The 13,239-nt window shown below is 48.2% G+C and carries 12 protein-coding genes and 1 pseudogene; 10 read left to right on the top strand and 3 right to left on the bottom strand.

Annotated features, from left to right (window positions below):
- Nucleotides 1–265: 265 nt before the first annotated feature.
- A pseudogene (locus tag MKZ12_RS23015) lies at nt 266–508 on the bottom strand (general stress protein); the annotation flags it as partial.
- A gap of 124 nt (nt 509–632) precedes the next feature.
- Nucleotides 633–1,673: a fucose 4-O-acetylase gene (locus MKZ12_RS23010; protein ID WP_339256963.1), complete on the bottom strand. Its 1,041-nt coding sequence runs from the start codon at nt 1,671–1,673 to the stop codon at nt 633–635.
- A gap of 222 nt (nt 1,674–1,895) precedes the next feature.
- On the opposite strand from MKZ12_RS23010, the gene MKZ12_RS23005 reads away from it, so the two are divergent.
- From MKZ12_RS23005 to mgrA, 6 genes are all read left to right on the top strand, one after another.
- Nucleotides 1,896–2,861: a sugar kinase gene (locus MKZ12_RS23005; RefSeq protein ID WP_339256961.1), complete on the top strand. Its 966-nt coding sequence runs from the start codon at nt 1,896–1,898 to the stop codon at nt 2,859–2,861.
- A gap of 89 nt (nt 2,862–2,950) precedes the next feature.
- Nucleotides 2,951–3,616 (top strand): bifunctional 2-keto-4-hydroxyglutarate aldolase/2-keto-3-deoxy-6-phosphogluconate aldolase, encoded by a 666-nt coding sequence (locus MKZ12_RS23000; RefSeq protein WP_017686833.1) that lies wholly within the window; start codon nt 2,951–2,953, stop codon nt 3,614–3,616.
- A gap of 93 nt (nt 3,617–3,709) precedes the next feature.
- On the top strand, nt 3,710–4,474 hold the full coding sequence (locus tag MKZ12_RS22995) for an alpha/beta fold hydrolase (RefSeq protein WP_339256959.1): 765 nt from the start codon (nt 3,710–3,712) through the stop codon (nt 4,472–4,474).
- A gap of 67 nt (nt 4,475–4,541) precedes the next feature.
- Nucleotides 4,542–5,309 carry an HAD family hydrolase gene (locus MKZ12_RS22990; protein WP_339256957.1) on the top strand — a complete coding sequence of 256 codons (768 nt, stop codon included), beginning with the start codon at nt 4,542–4,544 and terminating at the stop codon, nt 5,307–5,309.
- 271 nt (nt 5,310–5,580) lie between these two features.
- Nucleotides 5,581–6,321: an NAD-dependent protein deacylase gene (locus tag MKZ12_RS22985; RefSeq protein WP_339236926.1), complete on the top strand. Its 741-nt coding sequence runs from the start codon at nt 5,581–5,583 to the stop codon at nt 6,319–6,321.
- 77 nt (nt 6,322–6,398) lie between these two features.
- Nucleotides 6,399–7,406 carry an L-glyceraldehyde 3-phosphate reductase gene (mgrA, locus tag MKZ12_RS22980; protein WP_339243184.1) on the top strand — a complete coding sequence of 336 codons (1,008 nt, stop codon included), beginning with the start codon at nt 6,399–6,401 and terminating at the stop codon, nt 7,404–7,406.
- 82 nt (nt 7,407–7,488) lie between these two features.
- On the opposite strand, the gene MKZ12_RS22975 is transcribed toward mgrA, so the two are convergent.
- Nucleotides 7,489–8,463 (bottom strand): AraC family transcriptional regulator, encoded by a 975-nt coding sequence (locus MKZ12_RS22975; protein ID WP_339256955.1) that lies wholly within the window; start codon nt 8,461–8,463, stop codon nt 7,489–7,491.
- A 153-nt stretch (nt 8,464–8,616) separates the two neighbouring features.
- Between MKZ12_RS22975 and MKZ12_RS22970 the strand changes: the two genes are divergently transcribed.
- The 4 genes from MKZ12_RS22970 to MKZ12_RS22955 all read left to right on the top strand — a co-directional run bounded on the left by MKZ12_RS22970 (nt 8,617) and on the right by MKZ12_RS22955 (nt 13,151).
- Nucleotides 8,617–9,798 carry a galactokinase gene (locus MKZ12_RS22970; RefSeq protein WP_339256953.1) on the top strand — a complete coding sequence of 394 codons (1,182 nt, stop codon included), beginning with the start codon at nt 8,617–8,619 and terminating at the stop codon, nt 9,796–9,798.
- Nucleotide 9,799: 1 nt separating this feature from the next.
- Nucleotides 9,800–10,789 (top strand): UDP-glucose 4-epimerase GalE, encoded by a 990-nt coding sequence (gene galE / locus MKZ12_RS22965; RefSeq protein ID WP_091020409.1) that lies wholly within the window; start codon nt 9,800–9,802, stop codon nt 10,787–10,789.
- 14 nt (nt 10,790–10,803) lie between these two features.
- Entirely contained in the window at nt 10,804–12,402 is a 1,599-nt protein-coding gene (locus MKZ12_RS22960; protein ID WP_339256951.1) for a UDP-glucose--hexose-1-phosphate uridylyltransferase, read from the top strand.
- A gap of 158 nt (nt 12,403–12,560) precedes the next feature.
- On the top strand, nt 12,561–13,151 hold the full coding sequence (locus MKZ12_RS22955; RefSeq protein ID WP_339236916.1) for an MSMEG_1061 family FMN-dependent PPOX-type flavoprotein: 591 nt from the start codon (nt 12,561–12,563) through the stop codon (nt 13,149–13,151).
- Nucleotides 13,152–13,239 lie beyond the last annotated feature (88 nt).

Here is a 13,239-nt window from a genome sequence, read left to right as displayed (position 1 = left end):
AATGGCAGTGCATCTGTCGTTTAATTTCATCCGTACTCTAAAAAAAAGATCGGTTTGCCGGTGTCGAGCTCCCCGTAGTTTGTGAAATTCTTTGCTGCTTTAAACCCGTGAACACCCGGTTTTTCTATTGAGTCTATCACAACCATCGTCATATTTCTACAATCAATAGAAAGAAGCCTCAAACCATTTTCATGGAATCAGACTTCTTGATTTGCGGGAAAACTATGATCATGTTTCGATGTGGGAGCGGAAATCATTAGTTGCTTCCGCCTTTGCGTCCAATCTCACGATAGAATTCCTTATTATGGGTTTCGGAGGTTGCTTCGCCGCCCTTGCGGCCAATCTGCTTGTAAAAGTCAGTGTCATGGGCATCTGAAGTCGCTTCTCCACCTTTTTTTCCAATCATCTGATAGAAGCTTCGATCATGGTTCTTGGAGGTGGCTCTCCCACCTAATCTTCCGGCTTCCTCACGGCTCATCTTGCGTTCTGACGTCGGTTGACGTGCCATTACAAATCACTCCTTACAACAATAAGTTGTTTTTTGTAGCGCGTATCCCTAAATTACCACATCATTTCCAGCCTGAAACAACCAACCAGGTTAGAATCGATGGCGAAGAGAATCCGTCAGAGGATTAGGCCGACCGTTTAAACACCTCATGTCGATTGAAAGAAAAGCGGGATATATCCGGTTCGATCAAGGGTTTGAACGTGTGGCGAACAGCCGGCAGAGCCAATGTGACTGCGAAGAGTAAGGCGATGACAAGTATGACTGGAATATACGCCGAGCTTCCCATATAACTGTAGACTCCAGACCAGATTGCGAGACGAACGAGAAAACCATGCAGCAGGAATACATAGAGTGTGCGTTTTCCAAGGTCCGTCAGTCTGGAAGTCAAGGAGGGTACCCAGGCCAAGAATAGTGCTGCCGATCCGATTTCCAGCAAATAGATGCCAAGTCGGAAGATGCCGGCATACCATTCGTGATGGCCCAATTCGGCGTAAGTCATGCTGCCGAGTAACCATCCCGATGTAATATTTAAACCGCCATACCCGATCCATACCAACAATGCAGCGGAGAGGACGGCTGCGGTTCTTCGCCCCCAACCGGATAATAAACGAGAACGGATGGATGCCCCATAGTCATAACCGATGACAAAGAACGGCAGGAACACAAACGTACGGCTGAAGCTGAGCCAGAATCCGTCGATGGGCAAATACCCGGCAATGACACCGAGCGCAATCGATCCAATCAGCCGATATATCGGTTTCCATGAAATCGTCAGACGAAGCAACAGTCGCCAACAGAAATGACTCGCGAGAAACCATAACAGCAAGTATGGTGCAAAGAAGGATAGTCGCATATGGGGTGTGTGGAACACAGTAAAGTCCATTAATGCGTATAAGGACTGAAATAGCACATACTGCAAGGCAATCTGTTTCAGGACGTTTCGCCCCGAGGCCCCTTGAAGTGAGTGTGTCGCAAAATACCCGGTCACCCATACAAAGAGTGGCATGTGAAACGTATATATCCACAAGAACAGAGCTTCTGCTCCTGCAAAGCGTGTGATGAGTGGTTCCAGTGCATTACCGGCAAGGACACAGACGATAAGCATAAAGCGCAGATTGTAAAAGAAAGATTCCTGATCATCCTGGATCAGTGTCTGATTTTTCATGGTGTAGCCCCCTTATAGACCCTAGCTGCAAGGTCATTTGCATCTGTAATAAGGGTAATACGGATGTACATTATCTATTGTGATTTAATTCACATTAGTAAGCGTTATCTTTTCTCAAAGCTGTGACAACAAAATGAACGCTCCGGGATTGACAACGGTTGCATAGAGGATGACAATAGTAACAGAAGATGAGGAAATGTAACGATAAGGAGGGAAGAAATCATGTCAACGAGTCCCAATCCAAGCCCGGAAATTATTACGTTTGGGGAAAGTATGGGTTTGCTGACTGCCAAAGATACAAGAGGGCTGGAATATGCAGCCACACTGGACAAGTCGTTTGGGGGTGCCGAGAGCAATCTGGCTATTGGTGTATCCCGGCTCGGGCATACCAGTGGCTGGTTTGGACGTTTGGGCAATGATCCGATCGGCAACATGATTCTGAAAGCCATTCGCGGTGAAGGTGTAGATGTATCACGTGCAAGGTTAAGTGATCACGAGCCCACTGGTTTGATGATTCGTGAGAACGCTTCCGGGAAAGCCTCGGTACATTATTATAGGAAGCTATCGGCAGCAAGTGCGATTACACCAGATGATCTGGATCCCGCATATATTGCCGGAGCTAAAATATTGCACGTTACAGGTATTACAGCCGCCATTAGTTCGTCTGGACTTGAAACGGTAGAAGCTGCCATACATATTGCCAAACAGGCAGGTGTGAAAGTAAGCTTTGATCCAAATCTGCGTCTCAAACTGTGGTCAGCGGATGAGGCCCGTCCGGTTTTACTGCGTCTGGCTGAACTGGCGGACTACTTTTTACCGGGTCTGGATGAGATGAAACTTCTATACAACGAAGAAAATGATCAAAAAGTACTTGAGCGTTTATCTGCCATGAATGCTGTGTGCATCGTGAAGGGTGGCCCTGATTTGACCTACGTATTGGCGAATGGTACCCTAACGGAAGTTCCGTACTTTAAGGCGGATCATGTTCTGGATACGGTAGGAGCAGGAGACGGATTCTGCGCGGGATTTTTATCAGGTCTATTAAAAGGATACTCCCCGCAGGAAGCAACTCGTCTCGGCAATTTGACCGGTTCCATGGTTATACAGGCTGTTGGCGATTGGGAGGCGCTCCCGACGTGGGGGCAGGTCGAGGCCAAGCTGAACAACGTTGCCCATGTTGAGCGCTAGTCGCTGCTGAAATCATATATGGCTCATCTTCGTTCTTCAAATGTAAGGCTTGTATACACAACCACCACATTGACAAGGGAGAGAATGAAATGAAGAAGCTTCAGCTGTTGCAAAAGATTACGGACAATGGGGTTGTGGCAGTTCTGCGTGCAGATTCTGCGGATCAGGTCATTGCCATGGCCGAGCAAGCGATTGCGGGTGGCATTAAAGTTATCGAGATTACGATGACCGTACCCAGTGCACTCAAAGCCATTGAAAAATTAAGCCGTGTATACCATTGGAACACACAAGATCCAGAGAAGTTCGCGATTATTGGTGCGGGAACGGTGCTAGAACCGCAAACGGCAAGAGCGGCCATCATGTCGGGTGCCGAGTTTGTCGTCGGTCCTTCCCTAAATCCGGATACCGTTCAGATCTGCAACCTGTATCGAATTCCGATCCTGCCTGGTGTGATGACGATTGCTGATGTTCAACGCGCCTTGGAACTTGGTGTGGACATTGTGAAGTTGTTCCCGGGTAATCTGTACGATCCTTCGATTATCAAAACGATGAAAGGTCCTATGCCGCAGGCGAATTTTATGCCAACTGGCGGAGTATCCTTATCTAATCTGGGGGATTGGATCAAGGGTGGAGCAGTGGCTGTAGGGATCGGCTCCGACTTGACATCGGAAGCTGTGAAGACGGGTGACCTGAGTCATGTCCGTCGCAAAGCAGAACAATATATGGATGCTTACCGCAAGGCCAAGGCTGAATAATATTTTTTCAATCCGGAGAGGGGAGCCTGATTAACGAAGGCTCCCAATTCTGTGAGCCGCGGCACCTGCGGAAGTGAAGAAAGGTGATTAACGTTGAGAAATCGGTATAATACAGGGCGCAAGAAGAGGGGCATCGGGAAATTCCTGCTCGTACTTCTGGCGCTCATTGTTATTGGATGTGGATTTGTTGCGTGGAAATTATTCACACCATACGGTCCACAGGAAACAGCTCAAACGGCCATGGAAACAGTCAATCAGGTGACGGTGAGCGAACAAGAGAACTGGATTGATTTTGCGCCAGACAAACCGGCGGGTAAGAGTGTTCTTTTCTACCCCGGCGGACTGGTAAAACCGGAAAGTTATGCACCACTTGCCCATGAGCTGGCTGCTGCTGGTCATCACACGATTATTGCCAAGATGCCAGTTAACCTGGCAGTGCTCAAGCCAAACCTGGCAGATGAGATTCTGGCCGCATATCCAGATGAACAATTCGTCATGGGTGGGCATTCTCTTGGTGGGTCCATGGCTGCACGTTATGTAGCATCGCATCCTGATGCACTACAGGGCATCTTCTTCCTGGCATCTTACCCGGATGAAAAAGGAAGCGTAAAGTCACTCGGAATACCTGCTTTATCTATTCTGGGTACCAAAGATGAGGTCGTGAATGCTACGAAGTATCAGAGTGGACGGATGTATCTTCCAGAAGATACGGTATATTACACCATTGAAGGTGGAAACCACGCCCAGTTTGGTGATTATGGTCATCAAAAAGGGGATGGCGAGCCGGAAGTGAGTGGAGAAGAACAGCTGAATCAGACCGTCAAGACAGTCCTGGGTTGGTTAAGTACCATTAAGTGATCTAGATTAATCTGTCTGCATTGAGGACTGTATGCATTTATAGCATAACATGATGGAGGTGATACGGATGGCCATGCTTCAAGTGAATGGAGCGCAGATCCCATGTAAAGGTATCCTGTTCGATAAAGATGGAACACTGCTGGAATTCCTCCAGTTATGGGGGCCGTGGGCAGAGACGTTACTGAATCAGTTACAATCACGTATGAACGAACTTGGTGCTTCATTTACGGTTGAACTGGAGCACGTTCTGGGCACCACCCATAATGCAGAGGGGCATATTGTCGGTTATGATCCGCAAGGTCCCCTCGCGATTGCAACTGTGGATGAGTGCACGGGATTGCTTGCCGGGCAGCTATATGCAGCAGGCATGCCATGGAATGAAGCGATCACAACGATACGGCAATTCTCAAGTGTAGCCATGAGATCGGTACGAGAGCGCAAATCGGCTGAACCGATGCCAGGATTGCTGGATTTCTTGCAGAGTTGCCAGGCAGCGGACATACCTCTGGCGGTTGTTACTTCAGACAGTACAGCTGCAGCAGAGACACATCTGGATTGGATGGGAATCCGTTCCTTTTTTACATCCATTGTAGGCTGTGATCGGGTGACCCAGGGCAAACCGGATGGAGAAGCAGCACTTTTGGCTTGCCGGGAATTACATATCGATCCTGCGATGGCCGTTGTCATTGGAGACAGTAATGGGGATATGCAGATGGGACGGCATGCAGAGGTATCCTATACGCTGGGTTACTGTCCGCAGTTAGATCAAGGATCGCACCTGGTTGATGCCCATGCCATTATTCGCCATTATAATGAGCTAAGTGTGATTATATAAGTTGCTCTGGCCAGATTGAACTATATAAATTGAACTAATCATTTACACAAAACGGAGAGGGCAGAATTAACCTGAAGAAGTGGAACGTTCGTCTAAAAGCTTTTTAGAATAAAGCTACATCGGAAGCATATGCTATCCCCGGATTTACCCTTCATAGAAGGAATCAAAAAATCTGGGGATAACAGCGATCGGAAGGTTGTTCTGTCATCGGAGTGGTCAGTGTAAATATTCTTTAGTTCAATTTATATTGTATATAAAAGGAGGAGAGAGGATGAACGCAACAGAACAACTGGCTGCCTGGATTCAGGAAAGCTCCCGTATTGTTTTTTTCGGAGGGGCCGGGACTTCAACGGAAAGCGGGATTCCCGACTTCCGTTCGGCTGCGGGTCTGTATCAGACGGAGCAGCATTCCCCTTATCCACCGGAAGAGTTGTTAAGCCGGCATTTTTTTGATCAGCATGCCAATATTTTTTATGATTTTTATCGAGGCAAAATGCTTCATCCAGATGCGGAGCCGAATGGGTGCCATCGACTGTTAGCCCGTCTGGAGCAGGAGGGAAAACTTGAGGCAGTGATCACGCAAAATATCGATGGATTGCATCAGAAGGCAGGCAGTAGCAATGTCCTGGAGCTACACGGCTCAATTCATCGTAATGCCTGTATGGATTGCAAGCAGTTTTATGCACTGAATGATATTATACAATCCCAAGATATCGTACCTCGCTGTACCGCATGCGGTGGTGTGATCAAGCCGGATGTGGTGCTGTACGAGGAGGAGCTGGATCAGACAACATTGTATCGCTCTATTGATGCATTGTCTTCCGCAGACCTGTTACTCGTGGGCGGCACGTCACTGACGGTATATCCAGCAGCCCAGTTAATTACGTATTTTCAGGGAAAACATACCGTTCTGCTCAATGCTACACCTACCGCTTACGACAGCAGGGCGGATTTGCTGATTACAGAGCCGATTGGTGAGGTAATGAATGATGTGGACCAGCTTCTTGGTTAAACGTATGGACTGAATAACCGCATTCTCCGGTGTTGACCGGATCAGGAGGCGGAACCTGGGGAAAGAAGGGATTCATGATGGTCTACGTAGCAAGCGATACTCGCTATGAAACGATGAAATACAACCGCGTTGGACGTTCAGGTTTGAAACTGCCAGCGATTTCACTGGGGCTGTGGCATAATTTTGGCGGTATCAATAACGCTGAGAATGGACGAAATATGATCACCCGATCATTTGATCTGGGTATTACCCATTTTGACCTTGCCAACAATTATGGTCCACCGGCAGGTTCGGCAGAGCAGTTGTTTGGACAGGTGCTTGCCCAGGATCTGAAACCTTATCGGGATGAACTTGTGATCTCCACCAAAGCAGGATATTATATGTGGCCCGGCCCGTATGGCGAGTGGGGCTCACGCAAAAACCTGGTATCCAGTCTGAATCAGAGCTTGAAGCGTATGGGCCTGGATTACGTGGATATTTTCTATTCCCACCGTTATGATCCCGAAACGCCTTTGGAAGAAACGATGATGGCACTGGATCATATTGTTCGCTCGGGTAAAGCCCTCTATGTGGGAATCTCCAACTATCCCGCAGACCAGACGAGAGAGGCCGCTGAGATTCTCAAAAGTTTGGGTACGCCGCTGTTGATCCATCAACCGAAGTATTCGATGCTGGATCGCTGGATTGAAGATGGTCTGCAGGACGTGTTGGATGAATATGGAACAGGCAGTATTGCCTTCTGTCCACTGGCACAAGGTGTACTCACGAACAAATACTTGAATGGTATCCCGGAAGACTCACGTGCCAAAGGACCGTCGGTATTCCTGAATGAGAGCAACATCTCTCCGGAGACGCTCCGCAAAGTGCGTGCGCTCAACCAGATTGCAGCAGCCCGTGGTCAGAGCTTGGCCCAATTTGCACTTTCATGGGTTCTACGTAATGGCAGGGTAACATCTGCGCTGATTGGCGCAAGCCGTCCTTCCCAGATTGAAGAGAATGTGGCTGCACTCAGCCAATTGGATTTCTCTACAGAGGAATTGGAACGGATTGAGTCCATTCTGTCACCCAAGTCTGATGACAAATAATTAACGTGCAAAAGGTGCATCTTAGCCATAATGGCGGAATGCACCTTTTTTGTCGTATATGATTCTTGGTCCATTATGTTGATCACCGTTTGTTAGGTTGAGCATTCTTCTGTAACCCCTGATGTCGTGGACGCGAGAGGATTTTCTCTCGATACAAGCTGGGCGCTTCACCGTGGAATCGTTTGAACTGTTTGGAGAAATACAGCGCGTCTGGCAGTCCGACCGATGCAGATACCTGTTCGATGGACAGATCCGGGCGTTCTCTTAGGAGTTGGCGCGACTTGTCGATCCGCAGTTTTAGCAGATAAGTGACTGGCGAAAGTCCGGTTTCCTGTTTGAAAATACGAGAAAGATACGCACGATTATACCCGAGACTCGCAGACATTTGTTCAATGGAGACCGGATAGGCATACTGGGTGGACATATATTGAATCATTTGTTTCACCGTACGTCGGATGGAGGATTCACCTGGAATTAAGGTTTGACCCTGCGAAAGGTGATTCTGTGCTTCGGCTAGAATCATATATAACGTACCCAGTGATGTGAAATGGGAGCTTTCTTTGCGCTCGGCAAAAGCATCCTGCATCACGGATAACCAATCGGATATTCCACAGGAAGGTCCGGCATGAAAAACGGACTTCTCCGGGCGGAATCCTGCCTCCTCGGCATGCTGGGCAGCCTGGCTGCCGGTAAAGGCGATCCAGCGGTATTGCCATGGGTTACGGGCATGTGACTGGTAGCTCACCAGCTGCCCGGGGTGAATGAGGAAACAATCACCTGCGGATAATTCGTAGGTGTGCAGTTCGGTACGGAACGTACCCGCCCCTTTTTCTACATAATGCAGCAGATAATAATCAAACAATTTAGGGCCGAGGGCGTGACCCGGAAGGGTCTGACTTGCTCCCGCAAACAGGACATGCAGTGCGCCTTGCACATAATAGACTGGATTGGAGGCAACCGAATAACTGAGTGCTCCACTTTTACCGGAAGGTGATTCCTGTATTCTTTCTATTGAAGATGCAAACGGGTCTTTCTTGGCGTTGGATTGATCTGCCATAGTTGTTTCCTTCTTTCCGGGATGCTCTGATCATTATACGCCTTAAGGTCACATTTATCCATATGAAACACACATGGTTGCATTACATGAGGCACCGCTTTCTTATATAATAACATTAAGAAAACCACAACAACGAGGCGAGGTGCAGAAGCAGTGAACGTAACTGAATTGAAACAAAAGTTTATTGAGAGGTACGGAGAGAGTGGAGCGGACATCCGTGTATTTCATGCCCCTGGTCGTGTGAATCTGATTGGTGAGCACATTGACTATAATGGTGGATACGTGCTTCCGGCAGCACTTGAATTTGGAACAACATTAATAATCCGTGAGCGTCAGGACAACAAGTTGCAACTGGCTTCCACGAACATGTCTTATGAAGGAGCACTGGATACTTCCACTATTGGTAAGGAGAAAACGGGTGAATGGACCGACTATCCTGTTGGTGTCATGGTGGAATTGCAAGGCAAAGGTGTGAATGTAACGAAAGGGTACGACTTCCTGTACCACGGGGAGATTCCGAACGGGGCAGGACTTTCATCATCTGCATCTCTGGAGGTACTTACCGGATTCGCGATTCAGTCTCTGGAGGGCGTGTCGGATATTGATACGGTTCAACTGGCACTTCTGTCCCAGAAAGCCGAAAATGAGTTCGTAGGCGTCAACTGTGGAATCATGGATCAGTTCGCTGTTGCAAACGGTGCGCAGGATCACGCGATTCTGCTGATGTGTGACACACTGGAGTACGAAAAGGTTCCTTTCCGTACAGGCTCTTACAAATTGGTCATCGGGAACACAAACAAACGCCGCGGGCTGGTGGATTCGGCGTACAATGAACGTCGCTCCCAATGCGAGCAGGCACTTGCCATCTTGAAGGAACAGCTGCCTGCACTGAATTACCTGGCTCAATTGACGCCAGAGCAGTTCGTAACACTACAGGATCAGATCAAGGATGAGAAAGTTAGACAGCGTGCACAACATGTTGTGGAAGAGAACGCGCGTGTGCTCGCATCAGTCGAAGCATTGCAGCGTAATGATCTGGAAACCTTCGGCCAATTGATGAACGCTTCTCATGAATCGCTTCGCGACTTGTACGAAGTAAGCTGTGATGAGCTGGATGTTATGGTGGAAGAAGCTCAGCGGATTCCTGGCACACTTGGTGCCCGAATGACTGGCGCAGGATTTGGCGGTTGCACCGTATCGCTGGTGCATGAAAATGATGTCGAGCGTTTTGTAAGCGAAGTGGGCGCTGCATATGAAGCACGTACCACTCTCAAAGGTGATTTTTATGTATGCGGCGTAGGTGACGGTGTTAAAGAATTGAAGGAGGCGAAGTAAAATGGCAATTTTGGTGACAGGTGGAGCAGGGTATATTGGATCTCATACGGTAGCGGCTTTGTTGGAACGTGGAGAAGAGGTTGTTGTACTGGATAACTTGCAGACAGGGCATCGTGAGGCGCTGCTGGGCGGTAAATTGTATGAAGGAGATCTTCGTGACAAAGAAATTCTGGCGAAGCTATTCGCTGAAAATTCAATTGATGCGGTTATTCACTTCGCAGCCAACTCACTCGTAGGCGAAAGTATGAAAGACCCGGTTAAATATTATGACAACAACGTGTTTGGTACACTGTGTCTGTTGGAAGCGATGAATGCAGCAAATGTACGTCGCATCGTCTTCTCTTCCACGGCAGCGACCTACGGTGAGCCTGAGAAAGTGCCAATCGAAGAAAGCGATCGTACAGAGCCGACCAACGTATATGGTGAAACGAAATTGATGATGGAACGCATGATGTCATGGTTCGATAAAGTTCAGGATATCAAGTACGTTTCCCTGCGTTACTTCAATGCAGCCGGTGCGCATGAGAGCGGCAAAATTGGTGAAGATCACCAGCCAGAGAGTCACCTGATCCCCCTCGTACTGCAAACGGCTTTGAAACAACGCTCGCATATCGCTGTGTTTGGTGACGACTATGCAACCGAAGATGGAACATGTATCCGTGACTACATCCACGTGAGCGACTTGGCTGATGCACATCTGCGTGCAGTGGATTACCTGCGTAAAGGTGAGAACAGTAACGTGTTTAACCTGGGTAACGGCACAGGATTCTCGGTAAAACAAGTGATCGAAACAGCTAAAAAAGTGACTGGCCTCGATATCCCGGTTGTACAGGAACCACGTCGTGCGGGTGACCCGGCAGTGCTAGTAGCTTCATCTGCAAAAGCGAGATCTGTTCTGGGCTGGAATCCAAAATGGACCAATCTGGAAGATGTCATTCAAAGCGCTTGGAGCTGGCACCAATCACGTCCTGACGGCTACGGAAAAAACTAGGAGGCGAACACCTTATGTCACAGACTCATATTGCAGCAGGTGCCACAGAGCGGACACCGGAGCAGCAGGAAGCACTGCATGCCATTGAACGTCTGGTTGCATTTGCCTTGCAGAAACAATTAATTGAGGAAGCGGATTGGGATTACAGCCGCAACCTCTTGCTGGAACAATTCGGATTCTCGGAGCCTTATGCCGGCGAGTTGGACACAACAGTGCCCGATGGTCCACAGGCGATGCTGGATACGTTGATCGATTATGGATTTACCATTGGACTCATTCCTGAAAATAGCGATACGTTCCGTGATTTGCTGGATGCCAAAATCATGGGTCATTTGATGGCACGCCCATCGGAAGTGGTACGCGCATTCCGCCACACCGAGCAGACGGAAGGCATTGAGGCGGCCACATCCCAATTCTATGACTTATCCATTAACTCCAACTACATTCGGATGGATCGCATCTCGAAGAACGTCTATTGGACGCAGGATACGGCTTATGGGGAGATGGAGATTACCATTAACCTCTCCAAACCGGAGAAAAGCCCGAAGGAAATTGCCATGGCGAAATTGCTTCCGCCACCGGTATATCCAAAATGCCAGCTGTGTCGTGAAAACGTAGGCTACGCGGGACGGGTAAATCACCCAGCCCGTCAGAATTTGAGAGTCATTCCGCTGGAGCTTAACAACGAGCCTTGGTTGTTCCAGTACTCGCCATATGTGTACTACAACGAGCACTGTATCATTTTCCATCATGACCATGTGCCGATGAAACTGACCAAAGATACGCTGCGCAGGCTGCTTGCTTTTGTTGGGGAGTACCCGCATTACTTTATCGGGTCTAATGCAGATCTGCCGATCGTTGGCGGTTCTATCCTGACACATGACCATTTCCAGGGCGGACGTCATACGTTTGCCATTCAAAATGCACAGGCAGAGGCAGTCTTCCGCCATGCGGATGCACCTGGACTTACTTTGAGTCTTGTGAAATGGCCAATGTCCGTCATGCGTCTGGCTTCACACGATCCTGCAGAGCTGCTTGAAGCCGGTAACGCTGTGTATGAAGCGTGGAAGGTTTACAGTGATTCGGCTGTGGATATCGAAGCATTCAGTGAAGTGGACGGTGAACAGGTACCACACAATACGGTAACACCAATCGTTCGCCGCAGTGCAGACGGTGGCTACGAGATGGATCTCGTTTTGCGTAACAATCGCACAAATGATGTGCATCCTGAAGGGATTTTCCATCCTCACCGTGAAATGCACCATCTGAAGAAAGAAAACATTGGTCTGATCGAAGTGATGGGACTTGCCATCCTGCCGGGCCGTTTGAAGGAAGAGCTGGACAGTATCGCGGATATTCTCGCTGGAGATGCCAAACTTGCTGAAGCAGCCAAAGCTTCTGATCATGTGTTGAACAAACATCTGGGCTGGGCCGAAGAGTTGGTTGAACGATTTGGGCCTAACCTGGACAAAGAACAAGCCATTTCCATCGTACAGCAGGAAGTCGGCTTGAAATTTGCCGAGATTCTCGAACATGCAGGTGTCTACAAATATGATGAAGCAGGACGCCAGGCTTTCCGTCGTTTTGTAAGCAGCATGGGATACACGGAATAGGAATCAACATAATTAACATAACCCAAGAACACCCGCCCAATCATGAGCGGGTGTTCTTGTCTTTCTTGATATTTGTGTGCATTGGAATGAACTTCCGAGCCAGTTATAATGGAGTGAAGTCCTAGAGTACCACAATGAATTGAGGAAATGGGGTTAATATGTTGGAAAAGCAGGCATTGGATATTACGTTGATTACAGATGCTGAGGAACTGCAAGGCATGGTGGGTGAACCGCATGAACATGTGCGTAACAAGGCAATTTCATTTGTGGATTCACATGTTCAGAATTTTTTATCCATGTCACCATTATTTTTCCTCTCCACGTCCGATCATAATGGTAAAAGTGATGTATCTCCACGGGGCGATGGAGCAGGATTCGTAAAAGTGTATGATACATATCGACTCGTTTATCCAGAACGCCCAGGCAATCGAAGGATAGACTCCTTGTTGAACATTCTGTCTGACCCAGGTATCGGTATGCTCTTTCTGATTCCGGGAATGAATGAAGTGCTGCGTATCAATGGTACAGCTTCCATCACCAAGGATGAAGAATTCATTGCGAGCATGGGATGGAGTGGTAAAACCATAGGTGCAGCTGTCATTGTGGATGTGGAAGAGTGCTTTATTCATTGTCCGCGAGCATTCAAACAGGCTGGGTTATGGGCCCATGAAACATGGGTGGACGCTGAGGATTTGCCTTCAACGAGCGAGATGTTTAGAGCACATTTGGAGATTAACGGATTGTTATAAAGTGAGTGGCTATCGATTTGTTTTTCTATAAACGGGGTACTATAATTGGAGTTGCACAAAAAATTCTAAACTCCATTGGAGGCGACAA

This window comes from Paenibacillus sp. FSL R5-0713 (assembly GCF_037973325.1).
Classification (GTDB): domain Bacteria; phylum Bacillota; class Bacilli; order Paenibacillales; family Paenibacillaceae; genus Paenibacillus.
The sequence above is the reverse complement of the archived record's forward strand: the minus strand, read 5'-3'. Positions and strand labels throughout refer to the sequence as shown.